Origin of the sequence: Vibrio sp. BS-M-Sm-2, assembly GCF_041504345.1 — a bacterium.
Classification (GTDB): domain Bacteria; phylum Pseudomonadota; class Gammaproteobacteria; order Enterobacterales; family Vibrionaceae; genus Vibrio; species Vibrio satsumensis.
The window spans coordinates 1,239,797-1,259,468 of the sequence record NZ_CP167894.1 but is presented as its reverse complement, the minus strand read 5'-3'; the positions used below and the strand labels follow the sequence as shown (position 1 = coordinate 1,259,468).

16 protein-coding genes and 1 pseudogene are annotated in these 19,672 nt (G+C 43.2%); 9 read left to right on the top strand and 8 right to left on the bottom strand.

What is annotated here, in order from left to right; genetic code table 11:
• Positions 1 to 189: 189 nt before the first annotated feature.
• The 3 genes and pseudogenes from phoB (at position 190) to AB8613_RS05690 (ending at position 3,184) form a co-directional block, all read left to right on the top strand.
• Positions 190 to 879: a phosphate regulon transcriptional regulator PhoB gene (phoB, locus tag AB8613_RS05700; protein WP_372384638.1), complete on the top strand. Its 690-nt coding sequence runs from the start codon at positions 190 to 192 to the stop codon at positions 877 to 879.
• A 33-nt stretch (positions 880 to 912) separates the two neighbouring features.
• Positions 913 to 2,210 (top strand): annotated as a pseudogene (gene phoR, locus AB8613_RS05695) (phosphate regulon sensor histidine kinase PhoR).
• A complete protein-coding gene (locus AB8613_RS05690) occupies positions 2,207 to 3,184 on the top strand; it encodes a PstS family phosphate ABC transporter substrate-binding protein (RefSeq protein ID WP_372384637.1) in 978 nt (325 codons plus the stop codon). The pseudogene phoR and the gene AB8613_RS05690 overlap by 4 nt, the downstream one beginning before the upstream one ends.
• A 78-nt stretch (positions 3,185 to 3,262) precedes the next feature.
• On the opposite strand, the gene ppx is transcribed toward AB8613_RS05690, so the two are convergent.
• Positions 3,263 to 4,774 (bottom strand): exopolyphosphatase, encoded by a 1,512-nt coding sequence (gene ppx / locus AB8613_RS05685; RefSeq protein ID WP_372384636.1) that lies wholly within the window; start codon positions 4,772 to 4,774, stop codon positions 3,263 to 3,265.
• Positions 4,765 to 6,861, bottom strand: a complete 2,097-nt coding sequence (gene ppk1 / locus AB8613_RS05680) for a polyphosphate kinase 1 (protein WP_146537670.1) — start codon at positions 6,859 to 6,861, stop codon at positions 4,765 to 4,767. Before ppk1 ends, ppx begins: the two co-directional genes overlap by 10 nt.
• Positions 6,862 to 7,061: 200 nt before the next feature.
• On the opposite strand from ppk1, the gene AB8613_RS05675 reads away from it, so the two are divergent.
• From AB8613_RS05675 to phoU, 4 genes are all read left to right on the top strand, one after another.
• Positions 7,062 to 9,278 (top strand): ABC transporter permease subunit, encoded by a 2,217-nt coding sequence (locus AB8613_RS05675; RefSeq protein WP_372384635.1) that lies wholly within the window; start codon positions 7,062 to 7,064, stop codon positions 9,276 to 9,278.
• 110 nt (positions 9,279 to 9,388) lie between these two features.
• Positions 9,389 to 11,098: a phosphate ABC transporter permease PstA gene (gene pstA, locus AB8613_RS05670; RefSeq protein ID WP_146537671.1), complete on the top strand. Its 1,710-nt coding sequence runs from the start codon at positions 9,389 to 9,391 to the stop codon at positions 11,096 to 11,098.
• Entirely contained in the window at positions 11,099 to 11,917 is an 819-nt protein-coding gene (gene pstB, locus AB8613_RS05665; protein ID WP_146489663.1) for a phosphate ABC transporter ATP-binding protein PstB, read from the top strand.
• A 74-nt stretch (positions 11,918 to 11,991) separates the two neighbouring features.
• Positions 11,992 to 12,690, top strand: coding sequence for a phosphate signaling complex protein PhoU (gene phoU / locus AB8613_RS05660; protein WP_146489664.1), 699 nt, complete (start codon positions 11,992 to 11,994; stop codon positions 12,688 to 12,690).
• Positions 12,691 to 12,698: 8 nt separating this feature from the next.
• Here the strand turns inward: phoU and AB8613_RS05655 are convergent, their stop codons facing one another.
• The gene (locus AB8613_RS05655) at positions 12,699 to 13,190 is read right to left on the bottom strand and encodes a hypothetical protein (RefSeq protein WP_372384801.1); all 492 of its coding nucleotides are present in this window, start codon (positions 13,188 to 13,190) and stop codon (positions 12,699 to 12,701) included.
• A 375-nt stretch (positions 13,191 to 13,565) separates the two neighbouring features.
• On the opposite strand from AB8613_RS05655, the gene AB8613_RS05650 reads away from it, so the two are divergent.
• On the top strand, positions 13,566 to 14,261 hold the full coding sequence (locus AB8613_RS05650; protein ID WP_285954976.1) for a hypothetical protein: 696 nt from the start codon (positions 13,566 to 13,568) through the stop codon (positions 14,259 to 14,261).
• Between the two features lie 91 nt (positions 14,262 to 14,352).
• Here the strand turns inward: AB8613_RS05650 and AB8613_RS05645 are convergent, their stop codons facing one another.
• The 4 genes from AB8613_RS05645 to AB8613_RS05630 all read right to left on the bottom strand — a co-directional run bounded on the left by AB8613_RS05645 (position 14,353) and on the right by AB8613_RS05630 (position 17,733).
• The gene (locus tag AB8613_RS05645) at positions 14,353 to 14,910 is read right to left on the bottom strand and encodes a porin family protein (RefSeq protein WP_327784205.1); all 558 of its coding nucleotides are present in this window, start codon (positions 14,908 to 14,910) and stop codon (positions 14,353 to 14,355) included.
• Between the two features lie 114 nt (positions 14,911 to 15,024).
• Positions 15,025 to 15,963: a LysR family transcriptional regulator gene (locus AB8613_RS05640; protein WP_372384634.1), complete on the bottom strand. Its 939-nt coding sequence runs from the start codon at positions 15,961 to 15,963 to the stop codon at positions 15,025 to 15,027.
• A gap of 93 nt (positions 15,964 to 16,056) precedes the next feature.
• Positions 16,057 to 16,809 (bottom strand): copper homeostasis protein CutC, encoded by a 753-nt coding sequence (locus AB8613_RS05635; protein WP_146489705.1) that lies wholly within the window; start codon positions 16,807 to 16,809, stop codon positions 16,057 to 16,059.
• Between the two features lie 315 nt (positions 16,810 to 17,124).
• The gene (locus AB8613_RS05630; RefSeq protein ID WP_004740353.1) at positions 17,125 to 17,733 is read right to left on the bottom strand and encodes a peroxiredoxin C; all 609 of its coding nucleotides are present in this window, start codon (positions 17,731 to 17,733) and stop codon (positions 17,125 to 17,127) included.
• A 210-nt stretch (positions 17,734 to 17,943) separates the two neighbouring features.
• Between AB8613_RS05630 and AB8613_RS05625 the strand changes: the two genes are divergently transcribed.
• The gene (locus AB8613_RS05625; RefSeq protein WP_146489667.1) at positions 17,944 to 18,849 is read left to right on the top strand and encodes a hydrogen peroxide-inducible genes activator; all 906 of its coding nucleotides are present in this window, start codon (positions 17,944 to 17,946) and stop codon (positions 18,847 to 18,849) included.
• A 70-nt stretch (positions 18,850 to 18,919) separates the two neighbouring features.
• Here AB8613_RS05625 and AB8613_RS05620 read toward each other — a convergent pair whose 3' ends face one another.
• Positions 18,920 to 19,366 carry a CBS domain-containing protein gene (locus AB8613_RS05620; protein ID WP_017070674.1) on the bottom strand — a complete coding sequence of 149 codons (447 nt, stop codon included), beginning with the start codon at positions 19,364 to 19,366 and terminating at the stop codon, positions 18,920 to 18,922.
• Positions 19,367 to 19,672: the final 306 nt, after the last annotated feature.

Here is a 19,672-nt window from a genome sequence, read left to right as displayed (position 1 = left end):
TTTCTCATACCTTTTTAGAAGTGCTTCATGATATGAGATCTAATTCGATTTGTCCTTAGCTCTGTATCAAAAGTTATAAAGTGAAATGTTTGAGACAGTTATATGAAAATTTGTTTTCAAAGGTCACAAAAGTGTCATAATTAACTCAGATAATGCAATGCGTTGATTAAATACAAAGGCTATTCAATTATGTCGAGAAGGATTCTGGTTGTTGAAGATGAAGCACCTATTCGTGAGATGCTGTGTTTCGTGCTTGAACAAAAAGGCTACCAAGCAGTAGAGGCTGAAGATTACGATGCAGCGGTAAACAAGCTATGTGAACCTTTCCCAGATCTAGTATTACTAGATTGGATGCTACCTGGTGGTAGCGGGATAAACTTTATCAAGCACATGAAGCGTGAAGAGTTAACTCGCAACATCCCAGTGGTGATGCTGACGGCTCGTGGCGAAGAGGAAGATAAGGTTCGTGGTTTAGAAGTGGGTGCTGATGACTACATTACCAAACCATTTTCACCCAAAGAGCTCGTCGCTCGTCTGAAAGCGGTTATCCGCCGTGTAACACCAACGGCATTGGAAGATGTGATTGATGTTCAAGGTCTTAAATTAGACCCAGTATCACACCGCGTTACCGCAAGCGAAGGTCCAGTTGATATGGGGCCAACAGAATTCAAAATGCTGCATTTCTTTATGACGCACCAAGAGCGTGTATACAGTCGAGAGCAGCTGCTTAACAACGTTTGGGGTACTAACGTTTACGTTGAAGACCGCACGGTTGATGTACATATTCGACGCCTGCGTAAAGCGCTTGAATCTGCAGGTCACGATAAGCTAATCCAAACGGTTCGTGGCGCTGGCTACCGTTTTTCTACAAAGGCTTAATGTGGCTTCGCTGCCCAGTTTACGGAGTCCTGAATGGTTGAAAAGTTAACCTGGAAAAAGCTGGCTTGGGAGCTGGCTTTTTTTACGCACCATGGGTTTTAGTCGGATGGATATTCGGTTATCTACCTTGGTTACTGCTGGCTGCTACGGTATTGCAGCTCGGCTGGCATCTACACAACCAAATGCGTTTGTCCGCGTGGTTGTGGGATGAGAAGCGTCTAACACCACCTTCAGGCTCTGGAAACTGGGAATCTTTGTTTAACGGTATTTACCGTATGCAGCAGAGACAGCGTCGCAAACGTAAAGAACTGACCAACCTTATTCGCCGTTTCCGCAACGGTGCAGAATCCCTTCCCGATGCCGTTGTGGTATTTCGTGGCGAAGGCAATATCGTTTGGTGTAACAAACTGGCTCAGTATTTGTTGGGCTTTCGTTGGCCAGACGATTCTGGACAACCGATCTCGAATTTGATCCGCACTCCAGATTTTATTAAGTACCTGAATAAGCAAGATTTCTCTGAGCCATTAGAGATGCCTTCTCCACTGAATGTGGAGCGTATGCTCGAACTGCGTATTGTGCCGTATACTGAGGGTGAACACCTGATGGTGGTGCGTGATGTCACTCAGCTTAAGCAGTTGGAGGGCATGCGTCGTAACTTCTTCGCTAACGTATCTCATGAGCTACGTACTCCAATGACCGTACTTCAGGGCTACCTTGAAATGACGGAAGATCCAGATATGATCGTTGGGCCTATGTGGCCTAAAGCTCATGGTGTGATGACCGAGCAATTGAATCGCATGAACAGTCTGGTTAATCAACTACTCACGCTTTCTAAAATTGAAGCTGCGCCAATGCATGAGCTCGATGAAGTGGTCAACGTTCCGGCGATGCTTGAGGTTCTTGAAAAAGAGGCTGCAAGCCTAAGTGGTGAGCGTGAGCATAAGCTGGAATTTGATATCGATAAGAGCCTACGAGTTTTAGCTGATGAAGATCAACTGAGGAGTGCGATATCTAACTTGGTGTACAACGCAGTGAAATACACACCACCGGGCGCTACGGTTAAGGTACGTTGGTATCAGACTAGTCAAGGTGCCTGCTTAGACGTGTCAGATACGGGAGATGGTATTGAACCTCAGCATTTACATCGACTCACAGAGCGTTTCTATCGTGTAGATAAAGCCCGTTCACGTGATACTGGTGGTAGTGGTCTTGGATTAGCTATTGTGAAACATGCGCTTAGTCACCATGACTCACATTTAGAAATTCAAAGTGAAGTGGGTGTCGGTAGCCGCTTCTACTTCACGCTTCCAAATCGATTGACTGTGTCATGATTTCTCTCATACGCAGGGTGCGTTTCCCCGTCAGTTCATTGTTAGCGTTGGCTTTGGTTAACTCTGTCCATGCAGAACAAGGTGTCGATTCTCTTCCTGATTATTCTAAGGTTCCAGGCATTTCCGGGAGTTTATTGTCGGTAGGTTCGGATACCTTGGCAGGCATGACAACGCTATGGGTGGAAGAGTTCAAGTCTTACTACCCGAATGTAAATGCTCAAGTCCAAGCATCTGGCTCTTCTACCGCTCCTCCAGCCTTAACCGAAGGTACTGCTCACTTAGGGCCAATGAGCCGACCGATGCGCCTAAGAGAAGTCGAAGCATTCGAAAGAGAGCATGGTTATAAGCCGACGGCACTGCGAGTTGCTATCGATGCCATTGGCATTTTTGTGCATCGTGATAACCCTATTGAAGGGCTCAATTTTCGCCAAATTGACGGTATATTTTCAGAGACACTGCGTTGCGGTGCAACGAAACAGCTAACCGATTGGCAAGATTTAGGAGTCGATCAGCCATGGGCAAAACATCGATTCCAACTGTTTGGTCGTAACTCCGTTTCGGGAACCTACGGCTATTTCAAACAAAACGCCTTATGCGGTGGTGACTTTAAGAACCGAGTCAATGAACAGCCAGGTTCTGCATCGGTTGTACAGTCGGTCGCTTCATCAATCAGCGGGATTGGCTATTCGGGTATTGGCTATCGAGTGGCTGGCGTTAAGTTAATTCCTATTACCGAGCATGGTTATGATTATGTAGAGCCGACTCGAGCGAATATCTTGAGTGGTGATTACCCTCTATCACGCTTTCTTTATGTATACGTGAACAAACACCCAGATAAACCGCTTTCTCCTGTTGAGAGAGAGTTCCTCACTTTTGTGTTCTCAAAGCAAGGGCAAGAACTGGTAGAGAAAGATGGCTATTTAGCGATACCGTCTGAGTTCGCAGAGCAAGAGTTGGCAAAAGTCGGGCTCTGATTGAGGCTACTACAAACTTAGAAAAGAAACATATGAACAGCTTGCGATGCCGCAGGCTGTTTTTATTTTGATGGTTCGTTATTTTAGCTTCAACAACCATCCAGCATTTTGCCAACGTCGTTGCTCTTCTCTGAGTTCACAATCAAGCAGTTGGTTATGGGCCAACCAATCGCTGTTAGATCCTTTCAATTCCCAGTTATCCTGTTGTTTTATAGTTAGCGATACGTCTGGGGCCTGTGCTTGATTTCGCTGACGGTTGAGTAAGATAGCGAGTCTCAATACACGAATCAGCAGGGTGATTTGTTGCAGGGTAAACAGAGAAAGTTCCGGCAAATCTTGTAGCTTGAGCGCTTTTCTTTGATAGCGAACCAATGTTGATATAAGACGTTGTTGCTCAGTATTAAAGCCTGGCATTGTCGTGTGCTTAAGTAGATAAGCCGAATGGCGATGATAGTCTTGGAATGCAATACTTTGTCCTACCTCATGAAGTAATGCAGCCCAGCTAAGCAGATCATACAGCTCATTAGTGACCGCCGTTGTCACTTGAGGTTGTATTTGTTTCAGCAATGAAAGAGCGAGTTCTTTCACTTTCTTGCCATGAATTACGTCTACATGGTATCGAGAGATGAGCGTTTCGGCAGTTCTTGTTCGAACACCTATATCTTTAAATCGATCCTCCATGTCATAAAGAACGCCTTCTCTCAGGGCTCCATCAGAAACATGTAACTCTTTGATGTCTAGCGTATCCATGGCTGCTGAAAGAATGGTAACGCCAGCAGCAAACACTGGCTTTCTCTCATCACTTAAACCTGAAAGATTTAAGGTTTTGGATGATGAAAATTCACATAAGTGATTCTTTAAATAGGACAGGCGTTGGGGCGTAATGAGGCCATCGGTAAACCCTAAGCCAATGAGTACCTCTTTTATTGATTTAGCCGTCCCTGATGAGCCAAAGGCGATTTCCCAAGGGGCTTTTGTATATTCTTCAATTAATGGCATCAATAGACGAGTAGCCGCGGTATTAGCATCTGAGAAGTGTTTTGAGGTTAGCCCTCCGTCAGCAAAGAAACGTTGAGTGAAACTGACGCATCCCATAGGTAAACTGCGCATAATTAAGGGAGTAAAACCTTGTCCTGCGACGAGTTCGGTACTCCCTCCACCAATATCAATAACCAATTTAGATTCTGAGGCGGTTTGAGTGTGTTCTACGCCGTTATAGATTATTCGAGCTTCTTCTTGACCGGAAATGATCTCGATTGGAAAAGGGAACAATGGTTTAGCTTGTTCTAAGAAGTCTTTAGCGTTTTTGGCTTTTCTTAGAGTATGAGTCGCAACAACTCTGACATCATCAAGTTCAAAATCTGCTAGTCGCTCTGCGAATACTTTAAGGCATTCTAGGCCTCGCTCGATAGCGCTTTCGGATAGGAAGTTACGTTCATCCAATCCATTACCTAATCTCACTTTCTGTTTGTGTCTGCTGACTAATTGCAGGTGTTGATCGAATACTCGGGCAACTACCATGTGAAAGCTGTTCGAGCCCAAGTCTATAGCGGCAATACATCGAGAATGTCTGTTATCAATTAGCGGCATGATTTCTTCTCTTGTTTGTACTTCTTGCGAGCAAGTTTCTCCATACGTTTAATATAGTGGTAAGTGGAGAGTTGTGACGTCGGGTAATCAAGTGGGTTAGCTGGTGGTTGTATGTAAGGGTTGCTCATCGATTGGTCTAACACTCGAGCTTTGTTACTGTCATCGAAATGAAACTCGGTGATATCGATAATGGTTTGCTTGATCTTTGGATCTAAAATTGGGGCTGCAACTTCGATGCGGTGATCAAAGTTTCGTGTCATCCAGTCAGCAGAGGAGATATAGACTTTCGGCTTTCCAGCGTTACTAAATATCATCACTCTCGGGTGTTCGAGAAAACGATCGACCACACTGACAATCTCAATATGGTCACTGATGTTGGGTATGCTAGGGACAAGAGAGCACATGCCGCGAATGACCATTCTCACTTTTACATTGGCTTGGCTGGCCTGATAGAGTTTTTCAATGATCTCTCGATCAACCAAGTTGTTGAGTTTTAGAGTGATGCTTGCGGGCTTACCTTCTATCGAATTTTGTATTTCATTATCTATCAACTGGTAGAGGCGTTTTCTTGTATTCTTTGGTGACACAATCAGTTGTTTGAACTGTGACTTTTGATAAGGGTTTTCAATATATTTAAAGACTTGTCTCACCTCTTGAGTCAAATCTTCATTCGCAGTGAGCAGAGAAAAATCGGTATACACGCGCGCTGTAACTTCATGAAAGTTACCGGTGCCAATATGGGTATAATACTCTGTATGCTTGCCTTCTTTTCGTTTAATGAGCAGCAGCTTGGAGTGAATTTTTAAGCTCGGGATGCCATGGATGACTTTTACACCCGCTTCTTGAAGTTTCTTGGTCCATTGAATATTGGCTTGCTCGTCAAAGCGGGCTTGCAGCTCGACAACCACGGTGACCTTTTTACCATTGTGCGCAGCGTCGATGATCGAGCTGAGGAGTTTTGAGCCTTCCGCAACACGGTAAACATTTATTTTGATGGAGGTTACCTTGGGATCAAAGGAAGCCTGCCTAACAAGTTCAGTGATGTGATTAAAGGTGTGATAAGGGTAATGGAGTAAGATGTCACGCGCTTTGATTGCTTCGAAATAGTTTGGGTAGTGGTTGAAATGCGCGCACTTAATCGCGGGTAGTGGGCGATTAACTAAATCACGTCGGTTAAGGCTTGGGAACTCAGAGAAATGTTTGAAATTATGATAACGACCACCAGCAATGACACTATCATAGTCAGACAATTTAAGCCTGATTTGTAAGAAGTTGAGCATTTCAGCTGGCATTTCTGATTCATAGATCAGACGTATCGGCAGTGCCGTTAAGCGCTGTTCTAAACCTAAAGACATCGATTCTAATAGGTTATTTTCATTGTCCTCTTGAAGGTCATAATCGGCATCACGCGTCATTTTTATCGCAAAACAACGCAATGAGTCATACTCAAAGAATCCTTTAAGCAAGTCACCCAAACAAAATCGAACTATATTATCTAACAAGATCAAAGTCATACGCTGCGAACCCGAAGCTTCCGGTAGCTTTACAAATCGAGGGAGTTCCTCTGATGGGATTTCGAGTAAGACATATTGAGAAGATGCCTCATGCCCGATGTCGATGGCTAAGTAGCTTTGTTCGTCTTTGAGAATATTGAGTAACTGGCTATCTTCGTTCAAGAGAAACGGAGTTAAGTGTGGTAGCACTTTTTTCTTAAAGTACTTTTTGATCCAGTCACTTTGCTCTTCGCTGATTTGCTGTTCGTTGACCAGAAAAATACGATTGCGCGCTAGTTCCAACAATAGGTCGTTATACAGGTCATGGAATTGAGCATCGAGCTTGCTCGCTTTACTCTGCATTTTAGTCAGTAAAGTTTTCGGCGAGTTGGAGAGTAGCTGTGGATCTTGAAGTAAGATCTTTCGCTTCACATCAGCAAATCGAACTTTGTAAAACTCATCGAGGTTTTTCGAGTAAATACCTAAAAAACGAACTCTTTCGATTAATGGTACTGACTTGTCTGCCGCTTCTTGGAGCACTCTTTCGTTGAACGATAACCAGCTAAGTTCTTTTGTGACATAGTCTTTTTCCATCGAGATGAGAATCCTTGAGTACTGGCTATAGAGCTGATTACTTTAATTTAGAATAGCAAAATGCACAAAATCTATGATCTTACTTTAAGAAATATGGCTAACAAACTTGTTATTAGTTTCAGTTGTTTAACGTAACTTGTAATATAATTGTCATCTAAGGTACATATTATGTCAGTAGCTAAAAAAAGGTAGATAAACAGATGGCTTCAGCCCAATTTTCATTGAAAGAGCGCGACAAAAAAAGATGGTTGAAAGATCGTCTCGTCCGTTTTTCGGTGACATGTGGTGCGGTCAGTGTTCTCGCTGCTCTGGTATTGATCTTTGTTTACTTGGCGATGGTCATTTTACCTGTGTTTTCTGACACTGGTTTAGATACTGACCAAGCCGTGAAGACCGTTGCCGTAGAAAAGCCTATCGTCTTATCAGTTGACGAATATGGTCAGCATGCATTTACTATCGAAAAATCCGGTTTGGTACAGTTTTGGGATTTAGAGGCCCAAAATACACACTCTTACTTTGAGCGTAATGTTGTAGCCAACCCAGTCGCCTTTTCTCGAAATACCCCATCTGAAAACTGGTTTGCTTTTGCCGACAGCGCTAGCAACCTTACTCTTTTCTATCCTGAGTATAGTGCGCCTGTGCTGAAAAAGGGCAGCGAAGCCGAACCTAAAATTGAGCAAATCGATCTCCCTGAACCATTTTTAAATGATGAATCCTCAAACGGGGCAACGATCGACAAATTTGCGTTCTCAAAAAATGGACGCGGTATTACGGTTGCTGCTCAGTTAAGTGACCAGCGAGTCTTGGTTAAGTGGTATCAGAGCGACCTTACTGGTCAGTATGTTTTTCAGCAGAGCCAATGGCTGTCGGATAAATTGGGCTTGCAGCAGCAACTGCTCGTCACACCTGATGGGCAAACTTTATATCTCCGAGCACAATCGGATTTGGTTGTTTTAAAACTATCAGATAACGGCTTTGGTGTTCGTGAAGTGATTGACCTTAGCTTAAACGATGCGAAGCATTCCGTAAAAAGCATCGATTTACTGTCTGGGGCATACTCGTTGTTGGTCACGCATGAGGACGGACAGGTTTCTCAGTGGTTCGATGTACTCAAAGATGAAAAGCGTAGTCTGACCCATATTCGAGATTTCCAACTTGCCGAACAAGTGCAATTTATCCTGCCCGATACTTATAGAAAGGGCTTTTACAGCTTCTATAAAAACGGCACATTACAAAGCCATTATACAACCAGTGAAAAGCTGTCGTTGTTTGAACGAGCGTTTGATAAGTCACCACAATTAGCCGCTATGTCTGCCAATGAACTGCATCTGGCGACGTTGATTGATGGCACTATCAGTGTGGCTAAAGTCGACAATGAATACCCACAAATATCATTCTCATCACTTTGGCAAAAGGTCTGGTATGAAAGTTACCCTGAGCCACAATACGTTTGGCAATCAACGTCGGCGAACGATGACTTTGAAGAGAAATTCAGTTTAGTACCTATCACGTTCGGTACCATTAAGGCCGCTCTGTTTGCGATGATGTTTGCCGTGCCGGTTGCTGTGCTCGGAGCCATTTACACTGCCTACTTCATGTCTCCACGAATGCGAAGAGTGGTTAAGCCTTCGATAGAGCTGATGGAAGCACTTCCGACCGTGATCATCGGATTTTTGGCCGGGCTTTGGTTTGCACCAATTGTTGAAACGCATTTAACTGCAGTCTTCTCATTAATAGTTTTATTACCACTAAGCACATTATTTACGGGGCTTGTTTGGTACTGCTTACCTAAAATAGTGACGAGTCGCTTCTCTAATGGCTGGCATGCTTTAATATTGATACCGGTATTGATGATTACAGTGGTCGCTGTGTTTGCTGGTGGAAACAGCATCGAAGCCTTGTTGTTTGGTGGTGATATTCGTACTTTTTTGGCTAGTTATGGCATCGATTTTGATCAACGTAATGCGCTGGTGGTTGGCTTTGCTATGGGCTTTGCGGTTATCCCGACAATCTTCACTATCGCCGAAGACGCTATTTTCTCTGTACCTAAACACCTATCAGATGGTTCATTGGCGTTGGGCGCAACAGCGTGGCAAACCCTTATTTATGTAGTGTTATTGACGGCTAGTCCGGGTATCTTTTCAGCCATCATGATGGGGTTAGGACGAGCGGTTGGCGAAACAATGATCGTCTTGATGGCTACAGGTAACACACCTATTCTCGATTGGAATATTTTGGAAGGGATGAGAACGCTATCAGCAACGATTGCAGTTGAACTGCCTGAATCAGAAGTTGGCGGTTCTCACTTCCGCTTATTGTTCTTAGCAGCATTGTTGCTGTTTATTTTCACGTTTGCGGTGAACTCAGTTGCAGAGTGGGTTAGACAAAGACTGAGAGATAAATATCGTGCGCTGTAGTTTTAAAGATTTACTTCAATATGCATCAATGACTGTTAGCTGTTTGACTAGCCTACCTCGTGGCATTTGCTGTTCCTTGAGTCCGCTCGTCAAGAGTAAGGTAGATCGTGATGAATAAATTTAAGTCATTAATACTTTGGTTTAGATCGGGCTCTCCGTGGATATGGCTAACGGGTGGGGCGGTGAGCATCAGTATGCTTTCTGTCCTTGGTCTCATGCTGTTGATTGGCTGGAAGGGCCTAACCTATTTTTGGCCAGCTCCTTTATACCAATGGCAAGTTGATTCCAAAGACTTATCGTTAGTGGTCGACCTTGACGAAACCGTATCAAAACAAGATTTATTGATTGGTCAGTTATATGAACGAAAGTACATTCCGATAGAGCAAGTTCCACAAGTCCATGACCTTCTGTCGCCTCAAAATTTGTCGACAGGGCTAATACAGCGCTTAAGCATCAAAGTCGCGAACAGAGAGCTGTACTCTGCGGACTTTGTTTCGATTCTGGATGTTAACTTACGTGAACCAACCACTCCACTTGATTGGGTTGTGATTGAACGAAGTCGAGGTGGTTATTTCTTTGGTAAGCCAGTGGGTTTTAAAACCGCTTCTGGCACATTTGATTCGAACATAGACCAAAAGCTCGAACAAGGTTTAGCGTTTGCCGATACGTTACGTAAAGAAACGTCGCGTGTTGTAAATCAAGAAATTCGCAATATCAGCTGGCAATTGGAAAACTTGCGTTTAGAAAAGCGTAAGCTTGAACTTAATGAATCAGTGAGCGATGAATATCTTAAAACCTATACTCAAACTAGACTGGAATTAAACCGCCAATTAGGTGAGGCTGAAGCAAAGCTCGAGCACTTGAGAACGCAGCTTAATGTAGAAAGCTTACTCGTTGAGGATATGACAGGAAAAGTGGTTGAAATTTCGCTCAGTCACATTCTGGATTATTGGTACCCGAATAATATGTCCTATCTTGAAAAGGTTGGGCATTGGGGCAAACAAGTTTGGAAGTTCTTATCTGAGAACCCACGAGACTCAAACTCTGAAGGCGGTGTGTTTCCTGCGATTTTCGGCACCGTGTTGCTGGTTATTCTTATGTCGATCGTAGTGATGCCTCTTGGCGTAGTTGCTGCAATATATCTTCATGAATATGCAAAAAACAATGCCCTGACGCGCTTGATTCGTATTGCCGTGATTAACTTGGCGGGTGTCCCTTCGATTGTATACGGCGTTTTTGGTTTAGGCTTTTTTGTATATACCATTGGTGGCTCGATTGACACGCTGTTTTATGCTGAGCGATTACCTGCTCCGACATTTGGTACCCCAGGCCTATTATGGTCTGCTCTAACCTTAGCGGTATTGACGCTTCCAGTAGTTATCGTAACCACCGAAGAGGGCCTAACGCGGATTCCTAGCTCTGTGAGGCACGGTTCATTAGCGCTAGGTGCGACTCAATTTGAGACGCTTTGGCGTATTGTTTTACCGATGGCAAGTCCTGCTATTATCACGGGTTTAATTTTGGCAATCGCGAGAGCCGCAGGGGAAGTGGCTCCACTAATGCTGGTGGGTGTTGTGAAATTAGCTTCAAGCTTGCCAGTAGATGGTCAGTTTCCATATCTACATTTAGACAGAAAGTTCATGCATTTAGGCTTTCATATCTATGATGTTGGGTTTCAAACCTCTAATATCGAAGCAGCACGACCTTTAGTGTATGCCACTTCATTTTTATTGGTTACGGTGATTGTTGGATTGAATTTAACAGCCATCAATATCCGTAATAACTTGCGTGAAAAATACCGAACCTTAGGACAAGATTAAATGTTCTCGATTAATGAAACCTTGGGTTACCAAGCACCACTAGATGTTCATAACCTGAAGGATGAGCAAGTTGCTATCTCAATTGAGGGGCTAAATCTTTATTATAAAGAGAGCCAAGCACTCGATGATATTTCAATGCAAATTCCGAAGGGGCAAGTGACGGCTTTTATTGGCCCATCAGGGTGTGGTAAATCGACCTTGCTGCGCTGCATTAATCGCATGAATGACTTAGTTGAAGGGTGTAAGGTTTCTGGGAAAGTGAAGCTTCATGGCAAGAATATCTATCACCCTGAGGTGGATGTTGCGACCTTACGGCGTCGTGTTGGTATGGTATTCCAGCGCCCGAACCCTTTCCCTAAATCTATCTATGAGAATGTAGTTTATGGTTTGAGGCTGCAAGGTGTTAGCAACAGCCGAGACCTTGATGATGCGGTTGAGCGCTCTCTTCGTGCTGCAGCGCTATGGGATGAAGTGAAAGATCGACTGCATGAGAACGCCTTTGGCTTATCTGGCGGCCAACAGCAGCGTTTGGTTATTGCTCGTGCGGTCGCGATTGAGCCTGAAGTACTCTTGTTGGACGAACCGACATCTGCACTCGATCCGATTTCTACTTTGACGATTGAAGAGCTGATCAACGATCTCAAAACACAATACACAGTGGTGATTGTCACCCACAACATGCAACAAGCCGCGCGTGTGAGTGATCATACTGCCTTTATTCATATGGGAAAATTGATCGAGTACTCAGATACGGACTCAATTTTTACGTCTCCATTGAAAAATCAGACGGAAGACTACATTACTGGTAGATATGGCTAACCTCTACAGAGGTGTCATCTAGAGCTAAGTCACTCTATAAAAATGGCTTTCTTCATTTCTTTCAAGGAGCAGGTATGCATTTCGGTCGCCACATTTCAGGGCAATTCAATGTCGAGTTAGAGTCGATCCGTACTCATGTATTGACCATGGGCGGGTTAGTGGAGCAACAACTCTCGTTTGCAATGCAGGCGCTTCATAAAGACGATGTTGAATTGGCTAAAAAAGTGATTCGTGACGACCATAAAGTGAATGCGATGGAAGTGTCGATTGATGAGGCGTGTACTCGAATCATTGCAAAGCGTCAGCCGACAGCGAAAGATTTGCGTCTGATTATGGCGATCATCAAAACGATTACCGATCTAGAACGTATTGGCGATGTTGCCTCTAAAATCGCTCAAGGTGCGATAGAGATCCCTTCGACCAAAGAACAAAAGTTCCATGTTTCGTTAGAGCCTCTTTGCCGTCAGGCTATCACCATGCTTCACCAAGTATTAGATGCTTTTGCTCGTATGGATGTCGATGCGGCGGCAGAAGTTCACAAGCTTGATGATAAGTTGGATGCGGAATACGAGGCTGTCATTCGTCAGTTAATGACTTATATGATGGAAGACCCTAATAACATCCCAAATATTTTACAGGTGATGTGGTCGGCTCGTGCGATTGAGCGAGTGGGGGATCGTTGCCAGAATATCTGTGAATACATTATTTACTTTGTGAAAGGGAAAGATGTACGCCATTTAGGCGATCAAAGCCTAGATGACGCACTGAAGTAAGGGACTCTTTAAAAGCTAAGAATTGCACCAAGATTGAAATTGATCGTCGTGTCGTAAGGCACAAAGGTTTTATTGTGATCAAAAATATTCATATCAACACCAGCACGCAGTCCAAGCATTGGTGTCGCTTGGTAAACGTAGGCACCGCCTAGGCTTAACCCGTGTGTTGTCTTTTCTTCTACTTCGCCTGAGCGTGTTTTTGTACCATCATAACTTGCCACACCTATCTCAGCCTGAAAGCCGTGGTTTTGGTTTCTTCCAAACATATTTTGGATACCAACACGATATGCATTGACAGTTTCATCATATCGATCGCTGTCATACCAAAGGTGAGAATAACTTAGGTAAACGGCACCTAAATTTGCCATATCAGTAACACCCGCCTGTAACCCGAAGCCATGATAAGAACCAATTTTTAGTTCAGGGGATAAATGAAGACCACTTGAAAATGCAGAGGTTGAGAATAAAGCCGAAGTTAGAAGAAGTGTTTTTAGTTTCATGGTACCACCGAAGTAATTTTTGCTCTCCTTAGCATTAGGTCGATCCATGAATGAACCCAGAGAATTAACTGGATAACGGTAATCATTATATGGACTTTGAAAGAGCAGGCTAATTCGCATTGGTTATCTCTGTAATAACGTGTACTTATCAGTGGTTGTTATCGTTATTTAGCGAGTGCTTTGTCTTACGTAGCCTTACAAAACGAGTTTGATAGATAAACGTCTACTTAACCTTATGTTATTTAGTGTATTTGTTCCGATGTAATGACGATAATGTCGATGTGGCTCATTAGTGTTTACTATATTCCGATTAATCTTTAATTTATTCTCTTGCTGAATTTATCCTCCACATTTATTTTTCAGGTAGATATCAGTATGAAAAAGTTTCTTTTAGTTTTGTCCCCTCTTTTCACGTTAACAGCGTGCGGCAGCGTTGCCATCATGGACAAATCAGAAGTGGTTAGTAAGCAACCGCAACTTATTATTAAAACAGATGGTGACTTCTGGGGATTGGGACAAGAAGGAACGTTTGATATTGCAGGTATGTATCAAGGCAAATACAGTCGAAACTCATCAAGTTCAACATGGTTTGATACTGTCTCTTTTAAAGACGGAGAGCTTGCAGCTGAGATCACTAGAAACGACAATGGTCAGGTGTGGAACTTAATTTGTTCTGGCGGTGGGACTTCAGTTAACTATATGGGTGTTGATTTCGGTGGCAATAAGCCTTATCGCTGCTCTGTAACCCAAAGGAATGAGAAAGTAGGAGAGTTCGTCTTAGAGCCTCAATCTGGGATGATTAAAGTTAGTTTAGAGAAGAAAGAAGCTGGCTACATACGAGTTGGGTCGAGTAAATATGATGTAGAAACTGTCCACTCAAGCAAAGACCTTTTGATGTCAGTTGAAAAACCTTTAGGGTATAGCTTTAAACAAGTTTCACAAGAGGTAGCAGCCGCTCAGACGAATGGAATGCTAACTTTACAGATGATGCCTGAACTTAATGATGATGAGAAAGATACGCTAGTTATTGGTACTATCGCGAGTGCACTGAGCTGGCGTCCGGAAGAGTAACTCACGAGACTCGAACAGAGACGGTGTTAATAATTTTGCTCACAATAAGAAGTGATTGTGAGCAAAATAGTGTGCTTGATGGCGAGAGAGGTTAGAACTTATAGCCAACAGTCAGAGACAGCTGTTCGATATCATAGTCATCCATCATGATGAAGTTGAATCGTAGATCGCTGTATAGGCCAAAATCAAAGTTTGCTCTTACTCCAGTACCAAGTAGGAGCGATGTTTCTGTATTTTTAAGAGTCATGCTATTCCCTGGCTCTTTTAAAGTAAGCTTATCCTCAACACGAGCAAGGCCAATAGCCCCGTAAGGTTTGATGCTAAACCCGTCTAAGAAAAACGCGTAGCCGATATCCGAGTCTAATTTGAAGGTTGAAACTTTAGAGTCGTATCCATATCCGGCGTAACTTTCGTCGTCCTTGCTTGTATCCATAGCAATGTTAACGCCAATAATTCGGTTAATATCGTAACCATACTCAAGCTTTAACCCATTGCCTAAGTCACTGTTAGAGTCGTTAGAATCTAGATTGTCGATTTCGCTAGATGTAACACCTAAACCAATACGGTGGCCCGAGAAATCTTGTTGAGCGAAGGCTGAGGAAGTAGAAGCAACTGCAATCAAGGTAAGTGTTTTTGTTAACATTTTCATATGACGCTCTTAATATCTAAGTTATTGCGTCCTGCACCAAAGTAGACTCCTTGTCGATGGAGTAGATACTAAACAGTGCCTTATCTTTAGGCTAAGTAGAGATTCGCATATGAATTATAAGTTCTGCTTATCGATCTGCTTTAATAAAGCTTTTTGTATCAGTTCAAAAAGCCAATTTGTTAGCAACGAGTTTCTATTCTTTGAATGAAAATGACAGTAAACAGGAGTTTTGGGAGGTTCGCCATCTATTAAAACGTCAATTCCACGTAGGTTCGGATAATTCTCTACTGGGAATAGGTTGGAATGGGGCATGTACATATCAGTATGTTGAATGACATCGATTAGAGCCATGACCAATTCGCTGCGGAAACCTATACTATGCTCGATGGAAAGGTCGGTTAGAATCTGAGACGCTAAGCTAAAATTGTCATTCCAACCTGGTGTGACTAATGAAGCGATATCGTACCCTGCCATATCATATGGAGTTACGGTATCTTGCTTTAAAGGGTGATCTTGCCTAACAAATATACGTCCTGTTAATTCAATGAGCTGCCTTGTATAGACTTCTTTACTTGTCTTTTCTCCTAAATAGCTTACTCCCATCAAAACCTCATCTTTTTGTATATCTGAGACAGACGAGTTTGACCATGGAACAAGCTTTAGTTTAGCGTTTGGTGCTTGTGCTCTTATATCTTTAAAAAGTGAGCCGGACAGACAAGAAAGTACCACTGGAGATAGGGCTATTTTCAACGTGTAGTCAATCTCTTTCGGGTCAAAAGCGTTCGATGCATTAATCGCGATAGATAGACCGTCCATGAACGGTTTGATTTGATTAGTGAGCTGTTCTGAGAAAGCGGTAGGCTGCAAACCTCCATGAACTTTAACGAAAAGGTCATCATTGAAGTGGTATCTTAGCTTCTGTAGGGCTTGGCTAACTGCTGGCTGAGAAACGAATAAACGTTCTGCCGCCTTTCTGGTGTTTTTTTCTTGATAAACAACCAGAAAGGTACGTAACAAGTTTAAATCGAGAGAGCTGAATAAGTCTTTAGCCATATCTGTCCATGAAAGGTTTACTGCGTTATTAAATCTAATATACGTCAGTCAGTTAGATTAGTCAGCGTGGTTCTTTTCGATTTTTGGTAGCGACTATTGTCCTAAAGCGGTAAGGGCAGCTCTTACATCGGATATCTTATTCGCATCAGTCACGGGGATCTGATAATCATCAATATCATCACTGCCCATTTGAGCACTTGAGTTGCTTTCCATTAGGCTCGGTCTTGTCGATTTACCTGAAAGATGAAGTGCAGGTACTTGGGTGGTGCTATGAATCATTTTCGCATTCGTTGCGTTGACGCCAGCCCCTGCCATGATGTCGACTCGACTATCGGCCTGTTTAACCATCTCTGCCAAGATATTGATGCCTTGCTCAGCATTAACAGCAAGCCCTGATGTCAGGATCCTTTCACATCCAAGTGCGATGACCTGTTCTAAGGTTGTTTGGTAATCAGAGCTTTGATCAATGGCTCTGTGAAACGTAATCCCAAGCTTTAATGAGTGCGCTTTGTCAGCCAGTTGCTGCATTTTTGGCATATCAATACTTCCATTAGGCGCTAACACGCCAAGTACGACCCCATTCAATCCTGCACTCGCACAAGCTTCAATATCTTCAAGCATACAGAGCATATCGTCATCATCGAAAATGAAGTCGCCCTGTCTTGGTCGTATCATAGCGTAGACAGGAACGGACGAAACTCTTGCCGCTTGTTTCATCATACCGAAGCTAGGAGTTAACCCGCCAAGTGCTAGTGAGGAGCAAAGTTCAATGCGATTTGCGCCGCCAGACAGCGCGTTGTGTAGAGATTCTAAGTTATCGATACAGACTTCAATTTCGATGTTCATCATGTTTATCCGTTTAAAAAGATACTGATGAAATCATAGCAATCTTGGGATGATTCTGAATAGGTAGAGATAGAGGAAAATAGAGGTAAAGTTTGGCTTTGCGGTTACCTCTATTCATAGTGGATATGAGCGAGGAATAAATCATTATTGAAGCAATAGATGCAAAAAGCCCGAAGCGTGAACTTCGGGCTTTGAATAAGACTTTACTTCTTAACTGATTGGCGGTGCGCTTTGCGCTATTAGCTTATGCTTTATTTCTCTTTATAGAGAGTCTTCCAACCATTAACCCGCGTTGAGTTCGGGCTTAAGAGGTAATTACTTGCTTAGGTCGTCAGCGTGCTCAGATAGGAATGCTGCAACACCTTTTGGAGATGCGTCCATACCTGATTTACCTTCTTCCCATTGTGCAGGACAAACTTCACCGTTCTTCTCGTGGAAATTTAGTGCGTCTACCATGCGTAGCATTTCGTCGATGTTACGACCCAGTGGAAGGTCGTTAACTACTTGGTGACGTACAAGACCGTCAGCATCGATTAGGAAAGAACCACGGAAAGCAACGCCTGCTTCTGGGTGCTCAACATCGTATGCTTTGCAGATCTCGTGCTTAACGTCAGCAACTAGAGGGTATTTAACTTGACCGATACCGCCATCAGCGATAGCAGTATTACGCCATGCGTTGTGAGAGAATTGAGAATCGATAGAAACACCGATTACTTCAACGCCTTTAGCTTGGAAATCTTCAAGACGGTTGTCGAAAGCGATTAGCTCTGAAGGACAAACGAAAGTGAAGTCTAGTGGGTAGAAGAAAACTACAGCTTTCTTACCTTTAGTGAATTCTGCGAAGTTGAAGTTATCAACGATCTCACCGTTACCTAGAACAGCTGCTGCAGTAAAGTCAGGGGCTTGACGACCTACTAGTACCATTTTGGAATCTCCTAAAAAATTAGTTGGCCCAACACATCTTTGTTTGGGCTCCGTTTCTACGCGACAAACTATAGTACAATCGGTACTATAGAAAAAAGCGAATTAAATAGATTAAGTTAATCGAAAAAAGCGATAAGCTTATTCTTTGTCCTGTTCTTAGGTCTCATGACCTTTACGTAACTTATCCTACTCATATTACAAAGTAATTTCATGAATAAATGGCCAAGTCTTAAGCAACTTCACTATCTTGTTACTCTTCACGAAACACGCCACTTTAGCGACGCAGCTGATCGCTGTTTCGTTAGCCAGTCTACTCTAAGTAAAGGTATTCAAAACCTAGAAGAGCTTATCGGTTGCCCTCTGTATGAAAAGAAAGATAAAAAGAGTCCGCTCGTTTTTACTCAAGCGGGAGAGTTGGTGGTGAAGCACGGTCGAGAGTTATTGGCGAAAGGACAAGACTTGGTTGAACTTGGAAATCTATGTAATGGAGATGCGATGCAAGGGCAGCTGCGAGTAGGGTGTATTCCTACCATTGCACCGTTCCTTTTGTGCGATTTGGTACAAGAAGCCAATCAACGTTTCCCTCAGCTAAATTTATTGTTACGTGAAGACACCACAACGAATTTGCTCGCAGCATTGCGTCATGGTGAGTTAGACGTGTTGATTCTGGCCCTGCCTGTCGATATCGACAACATGGAAAGCAAAGTTGTTGGGCAAGATCCTTTTAGAATGGTGATCAGTCGAACTCAAGCCGATGGTATTCGGGTACCGATTAAATATGATGACTTGCCAGATGAGTCTGTATTTTTGTTGGAGAACGAGCATTGTTTAACCGAGCACGCGGTGTCAGCTTGTAAGTTAACGGATAAAGAGAAGATAAACCCGTTTACAGCGACGAGTCTTCATACATTAGTGCAAATGGTAGCAAATGGTTTAGGGACCACCTTTATTCCGCAAATGGCGATTGATCACGGCTTGTTGGAAAATCAAAACCTAGTGGTGATTGATCCCCCAGGTCAGCAAGCGTATCGAGATATAGGCCTTGTTTGGCGTCCAAGCTCGTCACGTCGTGAAACCTTCCATCAATTAGCAGATGTGGTTTCTGAGCTTTTATAATAGTCCGTATCGACAAAAAATCCCTTCGAGCGGCTTAATTGGCCGCTCTTCTTTATATCACTTCCGAGCGTTACTCTACTTCCGCTTCTTCTGGCTCGACTTCTTCTTGTAGCTCTAACAAATTGATCGCTATCGTGACGAAATCGCTGTCTGTAATAATCCCCACTAGTTCATGGTTTTCTACGACAGGTAAACAGCCCACTTTGTGTTTCTGCATATAGATAGCCGATTCTTTCAATCCTGCACGAGGTTCTACAGACATAACACTTTTGTGCATGATGTCGTTGAGGGGGGTGGCAAGAGTAAAAGATTGAGCTTGTGGGATATTTTGTAGGCTGGATTCTTGAGCTGCGAGAACATCTCGCTGAGTCACCACACCAAGCAGCTTTCTGTCGGAATCAACGACCGGAATATGGCGGATATCAAGTGCTTCCATCATGTGCTTAGCATCGGCCAGTGAGTGTGAGCGCAATAGAGTATGAGGGTTGCGAGTCATCATATCTTCAACCTTGATCATACGAACCTCCTTCTTTTTTTATTTGTTACTATTACTATAGTTTTTTATCCCAAAAATAACTGAGATCTGACGCATTTTTGAGTGAGTTTTATGCAACTAATTTTTTAGTTTAAGGAGGTGAATCAGTAGCATTATTTTACGCCTCTTTACAATAATCCATTGCTGTAAACCTTGCTATTGCGGCTCGTGTGCCTATACTAGCCCACTGCGAAAATTTTAGTCGTGTTTGCGATGTGTTTCCGGTAACGATTGACTTACCGTAACCATTGTTCAGCAACTACGATTTATAGTTCGTTAATGGCACAA